Source organism: Caballeronia sp. Lep1P3, from assembly GCF_022879595.1.
Classification (GTDB): domain Bacteria; phylum Pseudomonadota; class Gammaproteobacteria; order Burkholderiales; family Burkholderiaceae; genus Caballeronia.
Genome location: NZ_CP084265.1, coordinates 2,960,478 through 2,980,506 on the forward strand (window position 1 = coordinate 2,960,478; position 20,029 = coordinate 2,980,506).

Genomic DNA, 20,029 nt, shown 5'->3' on the forward strand with positions numbered 1-20,029 from the left:
TTTTGAACACAGAAGCCAATCAAGACTGGGTCGCGCGCTCGCTCGCCGCCGTATGGCATCCGTGCACCCAGATGAAGCACCACGAGCGCATGCCGCTCGTCCCCATCGCGCGCGGCAAGGGCGCGTGGCTCTACGATCCCGCGGGCGACCGCTATCTCGACGCCATCAGTTCGTGGTGGGTCAATCTCTTCGGCCACGCGAATCCCGACATCAACCGCGCGCTGAAAGATCAGCTCGAGACGCTCGAACACGCGATGCTCGCGGGCTGCACGCACGCGCCCGCCGTCGAACTCGCGGAGCGTCTTTCCGCGCTGACGCACGGCACGCTCGGCCACGCGTTCTTCGCATCGGACGGCGCGTCGGCGGTCGAGATCGCGCTCAAGATGAGCTTTCACTTCTGGCGCAATCGCGGCCAGGACGAGAAGCGCGAGTTCGTCTGCCTTGCGAACAGCTATCACGGCGAGACCATCGGCGCGCTCGGCGTGACGGACGTCGCGCTCTTCAAGGACGCTTACGATCCGCTGATTCGCCACGCGCATGTGGTCGCGTCGCCGGCCGCGTCGGGCGTCGATGAAGCCGTCGCCGCGATGCGCGCGCTCTTCGAGCAACGCGCGGCGCAGCTTGCCGCGGTGATCGTCGAGCCGCTCGTGCAGTGCGCGGCGGGCATGGCGATGTACGACGCGTCGTATCTCGCGCGCCTGCGCGCGCTCTGCGACGAGTTCGGCGTGCATCTGATCGCCGACGAAATCGCGGTCGGCTGCGGGCGCACCGGCACCTTCTTCGCGTGCGAACAGGCGGACGTGTGGCCGGATCTCCTGTGTCTTTCGAAAGGCATCAGCGGCGGATATTTGCCGCTTTCCATCGTGCTTTCGCGCGATGACATCTACGCCGCCTTCTACGACGACGACATCGCGCGCGGCTTTCTGCATTCGCATTCGTACACGGGCAATCCGCTCGCGTGCCGCGCCGCGCTCGCCACGCTCGACCTTTTCGAAAGCGCGAACGTGCTCGCCGAAAACCGCCGCAAGTCCGCGTTGCTGCGCGAAGCCTTGCAGCCGCTTTTCGCACATGAACGCGTGCGCAATCCGCGCGAGCGCGGCACGATCTTCGCGTTCGATGTGGACATTCAGGACCGCACGTTCTCGCGCCGCTTTTTCGCGAACGCGTTGCAGCGCGAACTGCTGATGCGTCCCATCGGCGCGACGGTCTACATGATGCCGCCGTACATCCTCACCGACGACGAACTCATGCTGCTCGCGCAACGCACGCGCGAAACGCTCGACGCCACGCTTGCGGAGCGCGTCGCATGAACGGGACAACGCAGGCGCTTTTCGACACGCTGAATCAGGGCTTGGCCGATATCGACGCACGCGGCTTGCGCCGTCGCCGCAGAATCATCGACGGCGCGAATTCCGCGCACATGACGGTCGATGGCCGCGAGCTCGTCGGCTTCGCGAGCAACGACTATCTCGGACTCGCCGCGCACGAAGCGATCCGCGCGGCGCTGGCCGAAGGCGCGTCGCTGTACGGCGCGGGCAGCGGCGGCTCGCACTTGCTGGGCGGCCATTCGCGCGCGCACGCGCAAGTCGAGGACGACCTCGCCGCGTTCGCGGGCGGCTTCGTCGACGATGCGCGCGCGCTCTACTTCAGCACCGGCTACATGGCGAATCTCGCCGTGCTGTCGACGCTTGCCGGGCGCGGCACGCTCGTGTTTTCGGACGCGCTGAATCATGCGTCGCTGATCGACGGCGTGCGGCTTTCGCGCGCGCAGACGCAGATTTATCCGCACGCGGACATGACCGCGCTCGACGCCATGCTCGACGCATCGCGCGATGAAACCGCGACGAAGCTCATCGTCACCGACACCGTGTTCAGCATGGACGGCGACATCGCGCCGCTCGCGCGCCTCGTCGAACTGGCGGAAGAGTACGGCGCGTGGCTCGTCGTCGACGACGCGCACGGCTTCGGCGTGCTCGGCCCGCAAGGACGCGGCGCGCTCGCGCACCTGGCGCTGCGCTCGCCGCATCTCGTCTATGTCGGCACGCTCGGCAAGGCGGCGGGCGTCGCGGGCGCGTTCGTCGCGGCGCACGCGAGCGTCATCGAATGGCTCGTGCAGCGCGCGCGGCCCTATGTCTTCACGACGGCCTCGCCGCCTGCGGTCGCGCATGCGGTGTCCGCGAGCCTGAAGATCATCGCGAGCGACGAAGGCGATGCGCGCCGCGCGCATCTCGGCTCGCTCATCGCCACCACGCGCGCGATGTTGAAACGCACGCGCTGGCTTCCGGTCGATTCGGAGACCGCCGTGCAGCCGCTCGTCATCGGCGGCAACGATGAAACGCTGCAAATCGCCGCCGCCCTCGACAAGCACGGTCTCTGGGTGCCCGCGATTCGCCCGCCGACGGTTCCGCAAGGCACCTCGCGTTTGCGCATTTCGCTTTCCGCCGCGCATAACGAGGACGATCTCGCGCGGCTCGATCATGCTCTGAACACGCTATGACCGCTCTATCCTTTTTCGTTGCCGGCACCGATACGGAGATCGGCAAGACCTTCGTTTCGTGCGCGCTGCTTCACGGCTTCGCGCGCGCGAACCTCCGCGCCGCCGCGATGAAGCCGATCGCCTCGGGCGCGGCCGTCCGCGATGGCGCGCTTCACAACGAAGACGCCGATCAGCTCGACGCCGCCGCCAACGTCGCGCTGCCGCCCGAGATTCGCACGCCGTTCATGATGCGCGAGCCGATCGCGCCGCACATCGCGGCGGCGCGCGAAGGCATCGCGCTCGATATCGGGCGCATCGTGGACGCGCATCGCGTGGCATCGACGCGCGCGGATATCGTCGTGGTGGAAGGCGTCGGCGGCTTTCGCGTGCCGCTCGACGACGCGCACGACACCGCCGATCTCGCCGTCGCGCTCGGCTTGCCGGTAGTGCTCGTCGTCGGCGTGCGGCTCGGCTGCATCAGCCATGCGCTTCTGACCGTCGAAGCGATTGCATCGCGCGGGCTGCGGCTCGCGGGCTGGGTCGCCAATCGCGTCGATCCGGACATGCTCTATCCCGACGAGAACATCGCGACGCTCACGAAACGCATCGACGCGCCGCTTCTCGGCGTCATTCCTCATCTCGCACATCGCGATGCAGCGCGCGCCGCCGATCATCTCGACGCGCGCCTTCTGCTCGACACGCTTCATCTCAAGGACTGAACTCACATGACGCAGACCATCACTGCGGAAACCACGCAATCCATTCACGCTCATGCACAGACGCCCGCGCGCTGGCGTGTCGCGGATGTCGTCGCGCTCTACGAACTGCCGTTCAACGATCTGCTTTATCGCGCGCAGACGGTGCATCGCGAACACTTCGATCCGAACGCGGTGCAGCTTTCCACGCTGCTCTCGATCAAGACCGGCGGCTGCGAGGAAGACTGCGCGTATTGCCCGCAGTCCGTGCATCACGAAACAGGCGTGAAGGCCGACAAGCTGATGGAAGTCGATGCCGTGCTGAAGGCCGCCGAAACCGCGAAGGCCAACGGCGCGACGCGCTTTTGCATGGGCGCGGCGTGGCGCAATCCGAAGGATCGCCATCTCGAGCCGATCAAGGACATGATTCGCGGCGTGAAGGCGATGGGCCTCGAAACCTGCGTGACGCTCGGCATGCTGGAGGCGCATCAGGCGCAATCCCTGCGCGATGCCGGCCTCGATTACTACAACCATAACCTCGACACGTCGCCCGAGTTCTACGGCCAGATCATCTCGACGCGCACGTATCAGGATCGGCTCGACACGCTCGAACATGTGCGCGACGCGGGCATCAACGTGTGCTGCGGCGGGATCGTGGGCATGGGCGAATCGCGGCGCGAGCGCGCGGGGCTGATCTCGCAGCTCGCGAACATGGAGCCGTATCCGGAGTCGGTGCCGATCAACAATCTCGTGCAGGTCGCGGGCACGCCGCTCACCGGCACCGAGGCGCTCGATCCGTTCGAGTTCGTCCGCACGATCGCGGTCGCGCGCATCACGATGCCGAAGGCGATGGTGCGTCTTTCGGCAGGCCGCGAACAGATGGACGAGGCGTTGCAGGCGCTGTGCTTCGCGGCGGGCGCGAACTCGATCTTCTACGGCGACCAGTTGCTCACGACGAGCAATCCGCAAGCGGAAGCGGATCGCAAACTGATCGAGCGGCTCGGCATGCGCGCGGAAGCGGCGCAGGACACGGCTAAACGCGAAGCGGCTTGCGGCTGCGGGAATTAATCGCACGCTGAGGAGGCTCGCGCGCGCGAGCCTCGTCGCGGATCGCTTACTTGCGCTCCGCGATCACCTGATCGAACGTTCCGCCATCGGCGAAATGCGTCTGCTGCGCTTTCTGCCAGTTGCCGAACACCTGTTCCACCGTGAACGTCTTCAAAGGCTTGAACTCGCTCGCGTGCTTCGCGAGCACGTCCGCGTTGCGCGGGCGCAAGTGATGCTGCGCGATGATCTCCTGCGCCGCTGGTCCATAGAGAAAGTCGAGATACGCCTGCGCCTGCTTGCGCGTGCCGCGCTTGTCGACCACTTTGTCGACGATCGAGACCGGCGGCTCCGCGAGCAGGCTCGATGACGGATACACCGCGTCGAAATCCTTCGCGCCCGCGCCGGCTTCGATCAGGCCGACTTCGTTCTCGAACGTGACGAGCACGTCGCCGATTCCGCGCTGCGTGAACGTCGTCGTCGCGCCGCGCCCGCCCGTGTCGAGCACCGGCACGTTCGCGAAGATCGCTTTCTCGAAGTCCTGCGCCTGCGCATCGGTCGCGCCCTGCTGCTTCTTGTAGCCCCACGCGGCGAGATACGTGTAGCGCCCATTGCCCGATGTCTTCGGGTTCGCGATGATCGCCTGCACGCCGGGCCGCGCGAGATCGCTCCAGTCGTTGATGTGCTTCGGGTTGCCGTGGCGCACGAGAAAGACCATCGTCGTGGTGTACGGCGCGCTGCCGTTCGGCAGGCGCGTGCGCCAGTTCGCGGGCACGAGCTGGCCGCGTTGCGCGAGAAGGTCGATGTCGTTCGGCTGATTCATCGTGACGACATCGGCCTGAAGTCCCTGCATCACCGATAACGCCTGCGCGCTCGATGCCCCATGCGACTGCCGCACCGACACGGTTTCGCCGGTGCGCTTCTTGTAGTCGGAGACGAACGCTGCATCGATGTCCTTGTACAGCTCGCGCGTGACGTCATAGGAGACGTTGAGCAGGGTCGTGTCCGCATGGGCCGCGCCCGCCGTCATGTTCAACGCCGCGCACGCGGCGAGCGCGAGCTTCTTGTATGCCGCCATGTTGTTCCTCGAAAAAGCGGTTGCGATAAAAACGCGAAAGGCCGCGCGAAGGCGGCCATTGCATGTCATTCACGCGCCCGACGCGCGCGGTGCGATTCAGCCATACGCATGTTCGCGCAGGAACGCGTCTTCCGTGTCGCGCGCGGGCGCTGCGGGCGCTGCATGGTGCGAGAGCGTGTCGACGAGATACTTCGCATGCGGCCACGGTCCGAAGCCCGCAGCCGTGTTGATGTGCCCGGCATCGCCGAAATTCACGAACGCGCTGCCCAGACGCTGCGCGAGATCGCGTGCCTGATGCGCGGGCATCCACGGATCGGTCTCGCTGCCGACGAGAATCGACGGTACGCGAAGACGCGCCGGCTCCAAACGTCCCGCGAGGCGAAACTTGTCCGGGCTTGCAGGCGCGACGAACAGCACGCCGACCACTTGCTTGAGCATGCGTGCGTGGGTGCCCGTGCCCGTGCTTGCGTTCGCCTGCGCGCGCAGGAGCGCATGCGCGGCCGCGAAACAGCCGAAGCTATGCGCCGCGAGCACGACGGGCCGGCGCAGCGCATCGAGCCGTGCGCTCACCGCGCTCGCCCACGTGTCAAGATCCGGCGCGTCCCAGTCGGCCTGTTCGACGCGCGACGACTCCGTGTATTGCCGCTCGAGCCAGCTTTGCCAATGCGCGCCTTCGCTGCCGTGCAGCCCCGGCACGGTGACGAGCACAGGCCTGCCCGATGGATAGTCGATGTCGTTCATGCATGCCTCGCGCCGCGTTGGATTCATGCGCCATTCTCGCGTGATGCGCGCCGCGCGCGAACGATTCAATCGTCATTTCGATATGCGCGCCCGCGTCATGCTCACCGTAGAATGTGGCGATATGCCCGCACCATCCTCACCGGAGGCCGTATGTCCGATCTGCCCGACGAATCCGCCGACCGCTTCCAGCACGCGGATCATTCCAGAACGCAGCGCACGCTGCAGCCGTTTCATCTCGCGTTTCCCGTCACGAGCCTCGAGTTCGCCCGCGCCTTTTACGGCGAACTGCTCGGCTGTCCGGAAGGCCGCAGTTCGCCCGACTGGGTCGATTTCGACTTCTTCGGCCATCAGCTCGTCGCGCATCTGTCGCCGGACGAGGCGCGTCCCGCCGCGAAGAACGACGTGGACGGCGACGCCGTTCCCGTGCGTCACTTCGGCGTCGTGCTTTCCATGAGCGACTGGCACGCGCTCGCCGAGCGTCTGCAGGGCGTCGGCACGAAGTTCATCATCGAGCCGCATGTGCGCTTCAAGGGCGAAGTCGGCGAGCAGGCCACCATGTTCTTCCTCGATCCATGCGGCAACGCGCTGGAATTCAAGGCGTTCAACGACATCGGCCAGCTCTTCGCCAAATGAGCCGCATGAAGATCATCTTCTACGAGAAGAACACGGACACCGGCGCGTGGCTGCGCAATTTCGCGCGCGAGCTGCCGGAAGCCGACGTGCGCGTCTGGGAACCGGGCGACACCGCGCCCGCCGATTACGCCGTCGTCTGGCGCGCGCCGCGCGAGTTGTTCGCGCATCGCCCGGATCTGAAGGCCGTGTTCAATCTCGGCGCGGGCGTCGATGCGATTCTCGATGCCGAACGCAAGGAGCCGGGCACGCTGCCGCGAAACGCGATGCTCGTGCGCCTCGAAGACAGCGGCATGGCGCGGCAGATGGTCGAATACGCGAGCTATGCGGTGCTGCGCTACATGCGCCGCCTCGACGAATATGAAGCGCTGCAACGCGAAGGCCGCTGGGAAAAGCTGACGCAGCACGCGCGCCGGGATTTCACGGTAGGCGTGCTGGGTCTCGGCGTGCTGGGCGGCGAAGTGGCGCGCGGCCTGCTTGCGCTCGGCGTGCCGGTGCGCGGGTTCAGCCGCACGCCGAAGACGATCGAAGGCGTCGACGTGTACGCGGGTCCGGAACGTTTCGATGCGTTCCTCGATGGCGCGAAAATGCTCATCAACCTGCTGCCGCATACGCCGGACACCGAAGGCGTGCTGAACGCGCGCACATTCGGCAGGCTTGCGCACGGCGCGTATCTGGTGAACGTCGCGCGCGGCGCGCATCTCGTCGATGACGATCTCATCGCGGCGCTCGATAGCGGACAGCTCGCCGCCGCGATGCTCGACGTGTTCCACACCGAGCCGCTGCCGCAGGCGCATCCGTTCTGGCAGCATCCGCGCGTCAGCGTGACGCCGCACGTTTCCGCCGAAACGCTGCGCGAAGAGAGCGTCGTGCAGATCGCCGCGAAGATCAGGGCGCTCGCGCGCGGCGAAGCCATCAGCGGCATCGTGGATATCGCGCGCGGTTACTGAACGCATCACCGAGACAAGGAGACACCATGCTTCCCGCCAAAGTGAAAATCGTCGAGGTCGCGCCCCGCGACGGCCTGCAGAACGAGAAGGAATTCGTCCCCACCGAAGTCAAGATCGAGCTCGTGAACCGGCTCGCGCGCGCGGGCATCGTCAATGTGGAATCGACGTCGTTCGTATCGGCGAAATGGGTGCCGCAAATGGCCGACGCCGCCGCGCTGATGGCGGGCATCGAGCGCCGGCCGGGAACGCTCTACTCGGTGCTCACGCCGAACATGCGCGGCTTCGAAGGCGCGCTCGAAGCGAAGGCCGACGAGATCGTGATCTTCGGCGCGGCGAGCGAGGCGTTCTCGCAGAAGAACATCAATTGCAGCATCGCGGAGAGCGTCGCCCGTTTCGAGCCGGTCGCCCGCGCCGCGAAGGACGCGGGCATGCGTCTGCGCGGCAGCATCTCGTGCGCGCTCGGCTGCCCGTATCAGGGCGACGTGAGCGTGGCCTCCGTCGTGGATGTCGTCGAGCGCATGAAGGCACTCGGCTGCGACGAAATCGACATCGCCGATACGATCGGCGTCGCCACGCCCGCACGCACGCGCGAAGTGGTCGCGGCGGCGTCGAAGGTGTTTCCGCGCGAGCGTCTTTCGGGCCACTTCCACGATACCTACGGGCAAGCCATCGGCAACATCTATGGCGCGCTGCTGGAAGGCATCGAGATTTTTCACGCGTCGGTGGCAGGGCTCGGCGGCTGTCCGTATGCGAAAGGTGCGACGGGCAACGTCGCGACCGAAGACGTCGTCTATCTGATGAACGGCCTCGGCATCGAGACCGGCGTCGATCTCGATCAGCTCGTCGAAACCGGCGATTTCATTTCGCGCGCGATCGGCAAGGCGAGCGCATCGCGCGCCGGACGCGCGCTGCTCGCGAAACAGCGCAGCGGCGAAGCGTGCTTCTAGCCCGAGGACATTTCATGATCGAAGCCACCCCCATCGAAGCGCTGCCCGATTCCGCGCGCCGCGTCGCGCTGTTGCTGAAGGAACGCGGCCATCCGCATCCGGTCGTGATGCTGCCTGCGACCGGCAAGACATCAGCGGAAGCGGCGGCCGGCCTCGACTGCTCCATCGCGCAGATCGCGAAGTCGATTCTCTTTCGCCGGCGCGACGACGACACGCCGGTGCTCGTCATCGCGAGCGGCGCGAATCGCGTCGACGAAGCGAAAGTCGCGGCGCGCGTCGGCGCATTGGCGCGCGCGGACGCGAAGTTCGTGCGCGAGAAAACGGGCTATGCGATCGGCGGCGTCTGCCCCATCGGACACGCGACGCAACCCGTCACGCTGATCGACGAAGACCTGCTCGCGCTCGATAGCCTTTGGGCCGCGGCGGGGCATCCGCACGCGGTGTTCAACCTGTCGCCGCGCGAGCTGGTCGAGTTGACCGGCGCACCCGTCGTCGATGTCGCGCTGCGCGAACCGGCGCCATGACGACGAACGTGCCCTCGCCTTGCGTCGACGTGTGCCGGATGAATCCGCAAACCGGCTTCTGCGACGGCTGCCTGCGCACCATCGACGAGATCGCGGCGTGGGCCGGCTATGACGGCGACGAAAAGCGCGCGGTGCTCGCGCGCATTCCGAGCCGCCGACAAGGTGCGCGCATCGTCGTGATCGGCGAATCGTTCGACGCCACGCTCGCGCTGCCCGCCGACTCCATCCGGCATTTCGCGACGCTCGTCAACGACATGAACCCGCTGCATCACGACGACGCGACCGCACGTGCAAGCCGCTTCGGAACGCTGATCGCATCGGGCACGCAGCCGACCGCGCATCTGATGGCGATGATCGCGACGCACTTCGCGCGGTACGCGCAGCCGCTCGGCCTCGAATTCGGCATCAAGCTCACGCGCGCGGTGAAGGCGAACGACGTGCTGACGATGCGCTGGCAAGTGATCGAAGCGAAGTGGAAGCCGAGTCTCGGCGGCGATCTCGCGAAGCTCGAAGGCGGCGCGGTGAACCAGCACGGCGAAACCGTGATGAAGGCGACGGCCACCATCGTCGTGATGCCGGCATGAAGACGCTTCCTCAATCGATGACCGTTTTCGAGCGCGGCTGGCTCTCGTCGAACAACGTGCTGTTCGAGGGCGCCGAAGGCACCGCGTTCGTCGATACCGGCTACGTTTCGCACGCGCCGCAGACGCTCGCGCTCGTGCGCCAAAAGCTCGGCGCGCGCAGGCTCGACCTGATCGTCAACACGCATCTGCATTCGGACCATTGCGGCGGCAACGCGCTGCTTCAGCAAACGTATGCGTGCGACACGCTCATTCCCGCCGGCGAAGCGCAGGCCGTGCGCGACTGGAACGAACGCGCATTGACGTTCGACGCCACCGGCCAGTGCTGCGACCGCTTCGGCTTCACGGGCACCATCGAACACGGCGCGACGCTCACGCTCGGCGGCTTGCCGTGGTCCGTGCTCGGCGCACCGGGACACGATCCGCATTCGCTGATGCTCTATTGCGCCGACGCCCGCGTGCTCATCAGCGCCGACGCGCTCTGGGAAAACGGCTTCGGCGTGATCTTTCCCGAACTGGAAGGCGAAAGCGGCTTTGCGGAGGAGCGCGCGGTGCTGGAGGTGATCGCGCGGCTCGACGTCGATCTCGTGATTCCCGGACACGGCGCGCCGTTCAGCGATGTCGCGCGTGCGCTGGATGTCGCGTCGTCGCGGCTCGAATACTTGCAGGCCGATCCCGCGCGCAACGCAAAGAACGCGCTCAAGGTGTTGATCGTCTTCAAGCTGATGGAAGTGCGCGCCATGAGCTTCGACGCGATCTTCGCGATGACCGCGACCGCCCGCGCGATGCGCGCCGCCGCGAGCGTGCTCGCTCCGCCGCGCGAACGCCGCGCGCTGCTGGAGAAGATCGTCGGGGAACTGGAGAAAGCCGGCGCGGTGAAGGTGAACGCGGGCGTGGTATCGGCGGCTTGAGGCGTGTGCAAAGACCACACGCAAAAGCGACGCCCAAAAAGAAAGCCGCTTGTCAGCTACGGCAAGCGGCAGAACATAGACGTGATCAACGTCGAAATTATCCTAACCCGACGATACAACCGTTGCATCGGTGCTTTCCCTACAGAACTGTAACGCTCACCTGACCGGCGCGTGTCACGGTGCGCTCGCCTCGAAGAACGCGAGAATCTCTTCGATGAGCATCTGCGGCTCTTCTTCGGGAATGTAATGGCCGCACGGCAAGGCGCGGCCGCTCACGTCGCGCGCCACGCGCCGCCATTCGGCGAGCGCATCGAAGCATCGCTCGATCACGCCGTTCTCGCCCCACAGCACGCGCAACGGACACGCGATCCTCTGCCCGCGTTCGAGATCGGCGCGGTCGTGCTCCAGATCGATGCTCGCGGACGCGCGATAGTCCTCGCACATCGCGAAGACCGCGCCCGGCTGCGCGAGCGCATCGCGATACGCCTGCAGCGCATGCGGCGCGAACGGCGCAAGCCCCGCGTGGCGATTGCCCATCACGCGGTCGATGTACGCATTCGGATTGCCGCCGATCAGAAGCTCGGGGAGCGGCGACGGCTGGATCAGCAGGAACCAGTGGAAGTACGCAGTCGCGAATTCCCGATTCGTGGCTTCGTACATGGCGAGCGTCGGCGCGATGTCGAGCAGCATCAGGCGGTCGACGGCGTCGGGAAAATCCACGGCCATGCGATGCGCGACACGCGCGCCGCGATCGTGCGCGCAGACGAGGAACCGCCCGAAGCCGAAGTGACGCATGACCGCGATTTGATCGGCGGCCATCGCGCGCTTCGAGTACGGCGTGTGGCGCTCGTCGCTCTCCGGCTTCGACGACGCGCCGTAGCCGCGCAGATCCGTGGCGATGACGGTGAAGCGACGCGCGAGAACGTCGGCGCACGCGTGCCAGATTTCGTGCGTCTGGGGATGACCGTGCAGGAGCAGCAGCGGCGGGCCGTCGCCGCCCTTGACGCCCGCGATGCGGACGCCGGCCGCATCGATCGCAAAAGGCTCGTAGTCTCGGAAGGACATCATGGGCTCTCGTCGTCGCGGTGCGAGTCATTGTAGGCGTGGCGCTTCGAATGCTCATCGTCGCGAGGCGCGTTTCGCGGCAAAACCGAGGAAGCACTCGGGATTTGCCCGGTTCGCGCCGAAAGCGCCGTGCCTATAATCGAACGATCGTTCCAAAGCGTGCACTCACGTCATGCTTGTCTCGCGCGACACTTCACGAAGGCCGCGTCGAGCGCGACAAAGACATCATCAGGAGACTCGATTCATGGCACTTCCCGCAGTCCTGCAGAATCTGGCGCTGCCCGTCATCGGCTCGCCGATGTTCATCGTCAGCTATCCGGAACTCGTGCTCGCGCAGTGCAAGGCGGGCATCGTCGGATCGTTTCCCGCGCTCAATGCGCGTCCCGCCGAACTGCTCGACCAATGGCTCACGCAGATTCAGGCGTCGCTCGCGGAACACGAGGCGGCGAACCCCGGCGCGACCATCGGGCCGATCGCGGTCAATCAGATCGTGCATCAGTCGAACGCGCGGCTCGAACACGATATTCGCGTGTGCGTCGACCATGAAGTGCCGATCTTCATCACGAGCTTGCGCGCGCCGGTCAGGAAGATGATCGACGCGGTTCATTCGTATGGCGGAATCGTGCTGCACGACGTCATCAATCTGCGGCACGCGCAAAAGGCGCTCGAAGCGGGCGTCGACGGCCTGATTCTCGTCGCGGCGGGCGCGGGCGGGCACGCGGGCACGACTTCGCCGTTCGCGCTCGTCGGCGAAGTGCGGCGCATGTTCGACGGTCCGATCGTGCTGTCAGGCTCGATTGCCAATGGCGGCTCGATTCTCGCCGCGCAAGCGATGGGCGCGGACCTCGCCTACATGGGCACGCGCTTTATCGCGACGCGCGAGGCGCATGCGCTCGAAAGCTACAAGCAGGCCATCGTCGAGTCGAGCGCCGCCGACATCATCTATACGAATCTCTTCACGGGCGTGCACGGGAATTACATTCGTCAGAGCATCGTCAACGCGGGGCTGGACCCCGACGCGCTGCCCGAGTCCGACAAGACCGCGATGAATTTCGGCGATGGATCGAGCAAGGCGAAGGCGTGGAAGGACATCTGGGGCGCGGGACAAGGCGTCGGCCTGATGCACGACGTGCCGAGCGTCGCCGAACTGGTCGCGCGGCTCAAGCGCGAGTACGAGGACACGAAGGCGCGGCTCGCGATTCGTTGACGGTCCGCGCCGCCGCAGATGAAAAAACACCGCGCACTCGGCGCGGTGTTTTCGTTTTGGCGTGACCGTGGCGCTCAGAACTTCGCGCGAATGCCGACGCCGAACGTATCGCCCGACGACATGCCGGTGTACTTGTCGTTCAGGTACGCCGCGTAGACATCGGTGCGCTTGGAGAGCGGATAGTCGTAGCCCAGCGCCCAGCTCTTGTGCGTCTGATCGAAGCCGCCGTTGCTGCGCGAGTACGCGTAGGAGGCCATCACGGTGCCCGGGCCGACCGGCACGGTCACGCCGCCTTGCCCGGTGTTGACGTGGAATGAAGTCGGCTCGATGTCGTTCTTCGTATACATGTACTGCGCGAAGAACTTCACGTACTTGAGATCGAACGACGCGCCCAGTTGCCCGACGCTCTGGCTCTTGAAGCCGGGGGTGACGAAGGCGTTAGACGTCGGCAGGTCGCCCGGCACGTTGTTGAAATTCACGTACTGATAGACGCCGGTCGCCGCGAACGGGCCGTGGAAATACAGGAACTGCGCGCTGTACTTCTTCGAGCGGCCATCGCCCGCGTTGTTGCCGAACGCGTACATCGCGCTGGCGGACAGGCCGTTGAAGTCCGGCGTCGTGTACTGAACCGCGTTGTTCCAGCCGGAATCGCCCGTCACGCCCTGATCCGTCCGGTACGTCGGGAACGTGCCCTGGCCGAGGAACACGTGATAGACCATCGGCGAAAAGACGTAGGAATCGACGAACGGGTTGAAGAGGATCGTCGAGACGAAGAGTTGCGTCGTCAGGCGGCCCGCGGTGACGGTGCCGATCGGCCCCTGAACGCCGACATACGAGTTGCGGGCGAAGAACGTGTCGCCCTGGAAGCGCCCGTACTGGCCGTTCTGTGCGCGGAAGAAGCTCTCCAGCGTGAAGATCGCCTTGTAGCCGTTGCCGAGGTCTTCAGCGCCCTTCAAGCCCCAGTAGGACGTGGACATGCCGCCGCCGCTCACGTTCCACGCGCGCTGGCCGCCGGGGAATTTCGTCGCGCCGACCCATTCGTCGACTTGGCCGTACAGCGAAACGCTCGATTGCGCGTGAGCGGCGCTCGCGGCGAAAAAGCCGATCATCGCGGCGACGGCTGTTGCCTTCACCGCGGCTTTCACCGTTCTCTGCGGCGCACGGTTGACGGTTGGCTTCATGGACTCTCCTGTCGTTTGTCAAAAGTTGAAAGCGTGGCGGGCAAAGAACGCTGCGCTCGCCTCGTCAGACCGGCGTAATGGGCTTCTTGGCGAGAGGCATCGCGTGCGGAGCGGCACCATCTTTACGGACCATTTATCCGGTCAAAAATAGTTGTCGTTATTGCGGGTATAGCGGTTGGGATACTCCGTGCGTAATCGCCGGTGGCGACGCTTCACCGCGTTCGTGCCGCACGCACGGACGGCGCGCGCCGCCGCGCCGGAGCGCGTGCACCGGCGCGCCTGTCCACGCGATGAAAGGAGTCTGAAAACGCTGGGAACGCGCAATGACCTGAAGGCCGCATTGTCCTTGCGCGCAAAAGAGAGGGGAATGTCTGACAGGAAAAGTGACGCGTCACTGTGGCGAGATTACGTCACCGCGACAAGCGCGCTGGACGCGCTATTTATTTTTCGTTAATTGCCGCTGCAAGCCGCGCTTTTAGTTGCGGAAGTTGGACGTTGCGGGCGCGCGGCCGTCTTCAGAAGGACGGCCCTGCGGACGCGGCAAGCTGCGCTCTTCGTTGTACCGCGTGATGTCGGCCCGGATCGATCCCGCGCCGTGGAATTGCGCGGCCTGATCCGCGCGCGGCACCGGGCGCATTTCCGCGCTGACGGGCGTGAGGCCGTCTTTTGCCGCGACCGGCGTGTAATGCAGCGACTGACGGCTCGCGGGGGAATCGGCGAAAACGGCCGGCGACAGCCACTCGACGCGCGGTCCCGCAAGCGCGAGCGAACCCCCGACCGCGAGCGCAGCAAGTGCGGCGGAAGCGAGAAGCCGAGATGTTTTGCGAATGCCAGTGAGCGCCATTGTCGATACGACCTGCCTCCAACGCGAAACGTCTCCGCGACGCGCGACCGGAAGACGGATTCGGCGAAGCGGACGCCAACCGTGGTTGGAGCGTGCGGGGCGCAATCGGGCGATGCGCGACCCCGCCGGTCGGCGCAATCGTCAATTTATTTGCGTTGGTGAAAGCCGTCGAGTCAAAAAGTGTTAGGCCCGCTCGATGGTTGTAACACCATGTTACGTCAGAGTTTTTTCACTTCGCCATCCTGATCGGCACGCTGGCACTAACCGCATTCGGCATCGCGGTCGCGGCCCGAATGTTGCTCGATTCGATGCGCGCGTCGGCCGCTTTAATGCGCGAAGGGTATCAATCGATCGAAGAAATGAATTTGCCAATTCAATCGGCGGCAGAGGAAAATCATGGTTTTCCCTGACGCAACGCTGGGCATGCCTCCGATGGCGCCGCCGGCAGCGCGAGTGCGAGATCTCATCAATGGCACGGCCTAAATTTCTGCCCGACAACTTCACGCTGGCGCTCGTCGGCACCGTCATCATCGCGAGCTTTCTGCCGTGTCGCGGCGGCGTGGCGGTCGCGTTCAACTGGGTCACCAACGTCGCGATCGGGCTGCTGTTCTTCCTGCACGGCGCAAAGCTCTCGCGCGAAGCCATCGTTGCCGGGGCGACGCACTGGCGCCTGCACCTCGTGGTGCTGCTGAGCACCTTCGCGATGTTTCCGGTCCTGGCCATCGCGCTCAGGCCTCTGCTGAGCCCGCTCGTGACGCCCGCGCTCTACACCGGCATCCTGTTCCTCTGCACGCTGCCGTCGACCGTTCAGTCGTCGATCGCCTTCACCTCGATGGCCAAGGGCAACGTGCCGGCCGCCGTGTGCAGCGCGTCGGCGTCGAGTCTGCTCGGCATCTTCATCACGCCGGCGCTCGTCGGCGCGCTCATCAGCAATCACGGCGCGACGACCGGCTCGCCTTGGCAGACCGTCGGCAATATCGTGCTGCAACTGCTCGTGCCGTTCATCGCGGGGCAATTGCTGCGGCCGGCCATCGGCAAATGGGTGGACCGGCACAAGCCGGTGCTCAAGTTCGTGGATCAAGGCTCGATTCTGCTCGTCGTGTATGTCGCGTTCAGCGAAGCGGTCAACGAAGGCATCTGGCATTCGATTCCGCTTTCCGCGCTCGCCGGCCTCGTCGCCGTAAGCGCCCTGCTGCTCGCGGTGGCGCTGTTCATCACCGCGTTCGGCGCGAAGCGGCTGGGCTTCAGCCGCGCCGACCAGATCACCATCATCTTCTGCGGCTCGAAGAAGAGTCTCGCGTCGGGCATTCCGATGGCCAAAGTGATCTTCGCTTCGCACGCAGTCGGCGCAGTCGTGCTGCCGCTGATGCTTTTCCATCAAATCCAGTTGATGGTCTGCGCGGTACTGGCCCAGCGATGGGGCGCGCGCAAGACCATGGCCGAACCCGCGCGCGACGCCAAGAACATGGCGGCTCCCGCCCGCCGCTGACATCCTCATCGCTTCCCTCCGAAGAAGGCCGCCCCGCGCGGCCTTTTTTGCATTTGAGCGCACGGATTGGATGCCGTCGACTCTGCCGAACGGCATAGGCAAATCAGCCTGCCTGTTGGCAAGAAGGCGTGGCAGTTGGCGGCGGCATGTCCGGCGTTTTCGCCTATGCCGTTTGGCCGACTGGCGATGACGCCGCCGCCCTGCGAAGCTCTTCACCATGTCGCCGCTCGCCTCACTGACGACGTCGGCACGGCGTTGTTTTGGACGTTTTACTAAACGGAAAACGTCCAGCAACAAACCTTTCAACACGATGGCTTACTGGTTTTCTCCTATGCCCTCTCAGCGCGGTTTCACGGCGTTTTACTATACAATCGCGCCGAACGACGCTGCGGGCCACGCCCGCGCGCACAGCAACGGAGACCACGATGCCCACCACCATCCGCGATGTCGCCCGCGCGGCCAGCGTCTCGATCGGGACGGTTTCGCGGGCGCTCAAGAATCAGCCGGGGTTGTCGGAAGCCACGCGCGCGCGAGTCGTCGAAGTCGCGCAGCGGCTCGGCTACGACTCGGCGCAATTGCGCACGCGCATTCGCCGCGTGACCTTCCTGCTGCATCGGCAGCACAACAATTTCACCGTCAGCCCGTTTTTCTCACAGGTGCTGAACGGCTTCGAAGAGGCGTGCCGCGAGCGGCGTCTCGTGCCTTCGGTGCTCACGGCCGGGCCGACGCACGACCTGGCGCAGCAAATGCGGCTGCATGCGCCCGACGCCATCGCGGTCGCGGGCTTCGTCGAGCCGGAACTGCTCGCGCATCTGCAGGCGCTCGCGCGGCCGCTCGTCCTCATCGATCTGCGCGCGCCCGGCTTTCGCTCCGTCAACGTGGACAACGCGAAGGGCGCGGCGCTTGCGATGCGGCATCTGTTCGCAACGGGCAGGCGGCGCGTCGCGTTCATCGGCGGGTCGCTCGCGCATCACAGCATCGCGCAGCGCGCGCTCGGCTATCGCAAGGCGTATTTCGATGCGGGCCTGCTCTTCGATCCCACGCTCGAAGTCACGGCGCAAGCCGGGCTGCCGGCTGACGTCGCCGCCGCCGACGCCATGCAGCGCCTGATCGCCGATGCCCGCGCGCAATCGCATCCGTTGCCGGACGCGGTTTTCGCCTATAACGATGCAGCGGCTCTCGCTGCGATGCGCGTCTGCCTCGCGCACGGCTTGCGTGTGCCGGAAGACATCGCGTTCGTCGGTTTCGACGACATCCCCGCCGCCGCGCATAGCACGCCGCCGCTTTCGACGGTCGCGGTGGACAAGGAAGCGCTCGGGCGACGAGGCGTCGAGTTGCTGCTCGACGATTCCTCGAATCCGCAAGGCCAGGCCGATTCGCTGATGAGCGTGGAGTTCATCGCTCGCGCGAGTTCGGGCACGAAAGAGGAAATCCGCACGCCATGAACATGACCGCCTCACCCGCCGCCGTGAGCGAAGCCCCTTCCGCGCCGGCCAGCACGGACCGGGCGATCGACTTTCGCAGCCGCGACTTCCTCCTGTCGCACGTTCGCGACACGCTCGCCTTTTACGCGCCGATCGCGCGCGATCCTTCCGGCGGCTTCTTCCATTTCTTCAAGGACGACGGCACCGTCTACGACCGCACGACGCGCCACCTCGTGAGCAGCACGCGCTTCGTCTTCAATTACGCGATGGCGTATCGCCACTTCGGCGACGCCGGCTATCTTGACGACGCCCGCCACGCCTTCGAATTCCTGCGCGACGCTCACTGGGACGCCGAACACGAAGGCTACGACTGGGAAATCGAATGGCGCGACGGCGCGAAGCGCACGCTCGACGGCACGCGCCATTGCTACGGCATGGCCTTCGTGCTGCTGGCGTGCGCGCATGCGGCGATGGCCGGCATCGACGAAGCCAGGCCGATGATCGACGAAACGTTCGCGTTGATGGAACGCCGCTTCTGGGACGCGCAAGCCGGGCTCTACGCCGACGAAGCCACGGCCGACTGGCAGCTTTCCTCCTATCGCGGGCAGAACGCCAACATGCACGCCACCGAAGCGCTGCTCGCGGCTTTCGAGGCGACGGGCCACGTCATCTATCTGGATCGCGCGGAGAAGATCGCGGGCAACATCACGCTGCGGCAGGCGCGGCTCTCGAACGGGCTCGTGTGGGAGCACTTTCGTCCGGACTGGTCGGTCGACTGGCATTACAACGAGTCGGACAGTTCGAACATCTTCCGGCCGTGGGGCTTTCAGCCGGGGCATCAGACCGAATGGGCGAAGCTGCTGCTGATACTCGAACGTCATCGCGCGTTGCCGTGGCTCGCGCCGCGCGCCATCGAACTGTTCGACGCCGCGTTTTGCCGCGCGTGGGACTACCGGCATGGGGGCCTCTACTACGGCTTCGGCCCGGACGACAGCATCTGCGACCACGACAAGTATTCCTGGGTGCAGGCCGAAAGCCTCGCGGCGGCGGCGCTGCTCGGCGCGCGCACGGGCAGCGAGCGCTTCTGGGATTGCTACGACGAACTCTGGCGCTATAGCTGGGCGCACTTCGTCGATCACGAATATGGCGCGTGGTATCGCATCCTGACGTGCGACAACCGCAAGTACGGCGACGAGAAAAGTCCCGCAGGCAAAACCGACTATCACACGATGGGCGCGTGCTACGAAGTGCTGAACGCGCTCGCGCCGTCGCACAACTCACGGTAAGCACAATGGCAACGGACCACACTTCTTTCCCGCAATTCGTCTCCGCCGGCGACATCCTCACGGATATGATCCGCACCGGCGAGTCGAACTGGCTCTCGCGCCCGGGCGGCGCGGGCTGGAACGTCGCGCGCGCGGTCGCGCGGCTCGGCCTGCCGACCGCCTGCGCGGGATCGCTCGGAACCGACAACTTCTCCGACGATCTCTGGGAAGCGAGCGCTTCGGCGGGGCTCGACATGCGCTTCATGCAGCGCGTGCAACGCCCGCCGCTGCTTGCCATCGTCCACAAGACGCAGCCGCCGACCTACTACTTCATGGGCGAGAACGGCGCGGACCTGGCCTTCGATCCGTCGAAGCTGCCGCAAGGCTGGATGGAGCGCGTGAAGTGGGCGCACTTCGGCTGCATCAGCCTCGTGCGCCAGCCGCTCGGCGCAACGCTCGCCGCGCTCGCCGCGCAGTTGCGCGAACACGGCGTCAAGATCAGCTTCGATCCGAACTATCGCAATCTGATGGAACACGGCTACGAGCCGATCCTGCGCAAGATGGCGGGCCTCGCGGATCTCATCAAGGTGTCCGACGAAGACCTGCACATGCTGTTTCGCGGCGTTTCTGAACAAGACGCGCTCGCGCAGATTCGCGCGATGAACCCGCAGGCCACCGTGCTCGTCACGCGCGGCTCGTCGGAAGCGTCGCTTCATGCCGGCGACGAAACATACAGCGCGCGTCCGCCGGCCGTGGACGTGGCCGATACGGTTGGCGCGGGCGATGCGTCCATCGGCGGGCTGCTCTACAGCCTGATGGCGCGACACGGTGGCTGGCCGGAGCACCTGAAGTTCGCGCTCGCGGCGGGCGCTGCGGCGTGCCGTCATTCGGGCGCGCATTCGCCTTCGCTCGAAGAGGTCGAGGAATTGCTTCGCTGATTACGCACGTAACGCTGTCATACGCGTCGCGTGACTGCG

Annotated in this window: 20 protein-coding genes; 15 read left to right on the forward strand and 5 right to left on the reverse strand. The window is 65.6% G+C overall.

From position 1 onward, the window contains the following. Positions 1–2 precede the first annotated feature (2 nt). Genes LDZ27_RS13910 through bioB form a run of 4 tightly spaced genes read left to right on the forward strand, consistent with a single transcriptional unit; the run spans position 3 to position 4,239 of the window. Positions 3–1,310 carry an adenosylmethionine--8-amino-7-oxononanoate transaminase gene (locus tag LDZ27_RS13910; RefSeq protein ID WP_244814641.1) on the forward strand — a complete coding sequence of 436 codons (1,308 nt, stop codon included), beginning with the start codon at positions 3–5 and terminating at the stop codon, positions 1,308–1,310. Beyond that, on the forward strand, positions 1,307–2,497 hold the full coding sequence (gene bioF / locus LDZ27_RS13915; RefSeq protein ID WP_244814642.1) for an 8-amino-7-oxononanoate synthase: 1,191 nt from the start codon (positions 1,307–1,309) through the stop codon (positions 2,495–2,497). The genes LDZ27_RS13910 and bioF overlap by 4 nt, the downstream gene beginning before the upstream one ends. Further along, on the forward strand, positions 2,494–3,195 hold the full coding sequence (bioD, locus tag LDZ27_RS13920) for a dethiobiotin synthase (protein WP_244814643.1): 702 nt from the start codon (positions 2,494–2,496) through the stop codon (positions 3,193–3,195). Before bioF ends, bioD begins: the two co-directional genes overlap by 4 nt. A gap of 6 nt (positions 3,196–3,201) precedes the next feature. Further along, positions 3,202–4,239 carry a biotin synthase BioB gene (gene bioB / locus LDZ27_RS13925; protein ID WP_244814644.1) on the forward strand — a complete coding sequence of 346 codons (1,038 nt, stop codon included), beginning with the start codon at positions 3,202–3,204 and terminating at the stop codon, positions 4,237–4,239. 46 nt (positions 4,240–4,285) lie between these two features. Here bioB and LDZ27_RS13930 read toward each other — a convergent pair whose 3' ends face one another. Both LDZ27_RS13930 and LDZ27_RS13935 read right to left on the reverse strand, forming a co-directional pair. Then, complete coding sequence (locus LDZ27_RS13930; RefSeq protein ID WP_244814645.1) at positions 4,286–5,293, reverse strand: sulfate ABC transporter substrate-binding protein; 1,008 nt, start codon at positions 5,291–5,293, stop codon at positions 4,286–4,288. Positions 5,294–5,389: 96 nt separating this feature from the next. Beyond that, positions 5,390–6,034: an alpha/beta hydrolase gene (locus LDZ27_RS13935; protein ID WP_244814646.1), complete on the reverse strand. Its 645-nt coding sequence runs from the start codon at positions 6,032–6,034 to the stop codon at positions 5,390–5,392. 150 nt (positions 6,035–6,184) lie between these two features. Between LDZ27_RS13935 and LDZ27_RS13940 the strand changes: the two genes are divergently transcribed. Genes LDZ27_RS13940 through LDZ27_RS13965 form a run of 6 tightly spaced genes read left to right on the forward strand, consistent with a single transcriptional unit; the run spans position 6,185 to position 10,577 of the window. Further along, a complete protein-coding gene (locus tag LDZ27_RS13940; protein ID WP_244814647.1) occupies positions 6,185–6,667 on the forward strand; it encodes a VOC family protein in 483 nt (160 codons plus the stop codon). A 5-nt stretch (positions 6,668–6,672) separates the two neighbouring features. Further along, on the forward strand, positions 6,673–7,614 hold the full coding sequence (locus LDZ27_RS13945) for a glyoxylate/hydroxypyruvate reductase A (RefSeq protein ID WP_244814648.1): 942 nt from the start codon (positions 6,673–6,675) through the stop codon (positions 7,612–7,614). 26 nt (positions 7,615–7,640) lie between these two features. After that, positions 7,641–8,561 (forward strand): hydroxymethylglutaryl-CoA lyase, encoded by a 921-nt coding sequence (locus LDZ27_RS13950; protein WP_244814649.1) that lies wholly within the window; start codon positions 7,641–7,643, stop codon positions 8,559–8,561. Between the two features lie 14 nt (positions 8,562–8,575). Beyond that, a complete protein-coding gene (locus LDZ27_RS13955; protein WP_244814650.1) occupies positions 8,576–9,085 on the forward strand; it encodes a YbaK/EbsC family protein in 510 nt (169 codons plus the stop codon). Between the two features lie 38 nt (positions 9,086–9,123). Further along, complete coding sequence (locus tag LDZ27_RS13960) at positions 9,124–9,669, forward strand: DUF1289 domain-containing protein (RefSeq protein ID WP_244816152.1); 546 nt, start codon at positions 9,124–9,126, stop codon at positions 9,667–9,669. Then, a complete protein-coding gene (locus tag LDZ27_RS13965; protein WP_244814651.1) occupies positions 9,666–10,577 on the forward strand; it encodes an MBL fold metallo-hydrolase in 912 nt (303 codons plus the stop codon). The genes LDZ27_RS13960 and LDZ27_RS13965 overlap by 4 nt, the downstream gene beginning before the upstream one ends. A 174-nt stretch (positions 10,578–10,751) precedes the next feature. On the opposite strand, the gene LDZ27_RS13970 is transcribed toward LDZ27_RS13965, so the two are convergent. Continuing rightward, positions 10,752–11,642: an alpha/beta fold hydrolase gene (locus LDZ27_RS13970; protein WP_244816153.1), complete on the reverse strand. Its 891-nt coding sequence runs from the start codon at positions 11,640–11,642 to the stop codon at positions 10,752–10,754. Between the two features lie 244 nt (positions 11,643–11,886). Here LDZ27_RS13970 and LDZ27_RS13975 point away from each other — a divergent pair, with 244 nt between their 5' ends. Continuing rightward, positions 11,887–12,849 carry a nitronate monooxygenase family protein gene (locus LDZ27_RS13975; protein ID WP_244814652.1) on the forward strand — a complete coding sequence of 321 codons (963 nt, stop codon included), beginning with the start codon at positions 11,887–11,889 and terminating at the stop codon, positions 12,847–12,849. A 74-nt stretch (positions 12,850–12,923) separates the two neighbouring features. Here the strand turns inward: LDZ27_RS13975 and LDZ27_RS13980 are convergent, their stop codons facing one another. Together LDZ27_RS13980 and LDZ27_RS13985 are read right to left on the reverse strand one after the other, a co-directional pair. Continuing rightward, the gene (locus LDZ27_RS13980; protein ID WP_244814653.1) at positions 12,924–14,030 is read right to left on the reverse strand and encodes a porin; all 1,107 of its coding nucleotides are present in this window, start codon (positions 14,028–14,030) and stop codon (positions 12,924–12,926) included. A 475-nt stretch (positions 14,031–14,505) separates the two neighbouring features. After that, on the reverse strand, positions 14,506–14,874 hold the full coding sequence (locus LDZ27_RS13985) for a hypothetical protein (RefSeq protein ID WP_244814654.1): 369 nt from the start codon (positions 14,872–14,874) through the stop codon (positions 14,506–14,508). 469 nt (positions 14,875–15,343) lie between these two features. Here LDZ27_RS13985 and LDZ27_RS13990 point away from each other — a divergent pair, with 469 nt between their 5' ends. The 4 genes from LDZ27_RS13990 to LDZ27_RS14005 all read left to right on the forward strand — a co-directional run bounded on the left by LDZ27_RS13990 (position 15,344) and on the right by LDZ27_RS14005 (position 19,990). Next, a complete protein-coding gene (locus LDZ27_RS13990) occupies positions 15,344–16,363 on the forward strand; it encodes a bile acid:sodium symporter family protein (protein ID WP_244814655.1) in 1,020 nt (339 codons plus the stop codon). 425 nt (positions 16,364–16,788) lie between these two features. Next, positions 16,789–17,808, forward strand: coding sequence for a LacI family DNA-binding transcriptional regulator (locus tag LDZ27_RS13995; RefSeq protein ID WP_244814656.1), 1,020 nt, complete (start codon positions 16,789–16,791; stop codon positions 17,806–17,808). Continuing rightward, positions 17,805–19,073, forward strand: coding sequence for an AGE family epimerase/isomerase (locus LDZ27_RS14000; protein ID WP_244814657.1), 1,269 nt, complete (start codon positions 17,805–17,807; stop codon positions 19,071–19,073). The genes LDZ27_RS13995 and LDZ27_RS14000 overlap by 4 nt, the downstream gene beginning before the upstream one ends. A gap of 5 nt (positions 19,074–19,078) precedes the next feature. Next, positions 19,079–19,990, forward strand: coding sequence for a carbohydrate kinase (locus LDZ27_RS14005; protein WP_244814658.1), 912 nt, complete (start codon positions 19,079–19,081; stop codon positions 19,988–19,990). The last annotated feature ends 39 nt before the right edge of the window (positions 19,991–20,029 follow it).

What these genes read in the sequence shown, in the direction of transcription:
- bioF (WP_244814642.1), top strand. Translation starts at nt 1,307, where the DNA reads ATGAACGGGACAACGCAGGCGCTTTTCGACACGCTGAATCAGGGCTTG.
- bioD (WP_244814643.1), top strand. Translation starts at nt 2,494, where the DNA reads ATGACCGCTCTATCCTTTTTCGTTGCCGGCACCGATACGGAGATCGGC.
- bioB (WP_244814644.1), top strand. Translation starts at nt 3,202, where the DNA reads ATGACGCAGACCATCACTGCGGAAACCACGCAATCCATTCACGCTCAT.
- LDZ27_RS13930 (WP_244814645.1), bottom strand. Translation starts at nt 5,293, where the DNA reads ATGGCGGCATACAAGAAGCTCGCGCTCGCCGCGTGCGCGGCGTTGAAC.
- LDZ27_RS13935 (WP_244814646.1), bottom strand. Translation starts at nt 6,034, where the DNA reads ATGAACGACATCGACTATCCATCGGGCAGGCCTGTGCTCGTCACCGTG.
- LDZ27_RS13940 (WP_244814647.1), top strand. Translation starts at nt 6,185, where the DNA reads ATGTCCGATCTGCCCGACGAATCCGCCGACCGCTTCCAGCACGCGGAT.
- LDZ27_RS13945 (WP_244814648.1), top strand. Translation starts at nt 6,673, where the DNA reads ATGAAGATCATCTTCTACGAGAAGAACACGGACACCGGCGCGTGGCTG.
- LDZ27_RS13950 (WP_244814649.1), top strand. Translation starts at nt 7,641, where the DNA reads ATGCTTCCCGCCAAAGTGAAAATCGTCGAGGTCGCGCCCCGCGACGGC.
- LDZ27_RS13955 (WP_244814650.1), top strand. Translation starts at nt 8,576, where the DNA reads ATGATCGAAGCCACCCCCATCGAAGCGCTGCCCGATTCCGCGCGCCGC.
- LDZ27_RS13960 (WP_244816152.1), top strand. Translation starts at nt 9,124, where the DNA reads ATGAATCCGCAAACCGGCTTCTGCGACGGCTGCCTGCGCACCATCGAC.
- LDZ27_RS13965 (WP_244814651.1), top strand. Translation starts at nt 9,666, where the DNA reads ATGAAGACGCTTCCTCAATCGATGACCGTTTTCGAGCGCGGCTGGCTC.
- LDZ27_RS13970 (WP_244816153.1), bottom strand. Translation starts at nt 11,642, where the DNA reads ATGTCCTTCCGAGACTACGAGCCTTTTGCGATCGATGCGGCCGGCGTC.
- LDZ27_RS13975 (WP_244814652.1), top strand. Translation starts at nt 11,887, where the DNA reads ATGGCACTTCCCGCAGTCCTGCAGAATCTGGCGCTGCCCGTCATCGGC.
- LDZ27_RS13980 (WP_244814653.1), bottom strand. Translation starts at nt 14,030, where the DNA reads ATGAAGCCAACCGTCAACCGTGCGCCGCAGAGAACGGTGAAAGCCGCG.
- LDZ27_RS13985 (WP_244814654.1), bottom strand. Translation starts at nt 14,874, where the DNA reads ATGGCGCTCACTGGCATTCGCAAAACATCTCGGCTTCTCGCTTCCGCC.
- LDZ27_RS13990 (WP_244814655.1), top strand. Translation starts at nt 15,344, where the DNA reads ATGGCACGGCCTAAATTTCTGCCCGACAACTTCACGCTGGCGCTCGTC.
- LDZ27_RS13995 (WP_244814656.1), top strand. Translation starts at nt 16,789, where the DNA reads ATGCCCACCACCATCCGCGATGTCGCCCGCGCGGCCAGCGTCTCGATC.
- LDZ27_RS14000 (WP_244814657.1), top strand. Translation starts at nt 17,805, where the DNA reads ATGAACATGACCGCCTCACCCGCCGCCGTGAGCGAAGCCCCTTCCGCG.
- LDZ27_RS14005 (WP_244814658.1), top strand. Translation starts at nt 19,079, where the DNA reads ATGGCAACGGACCACACTTCTTTCCCGCAATTCGTCTCCGCCGGCGAC.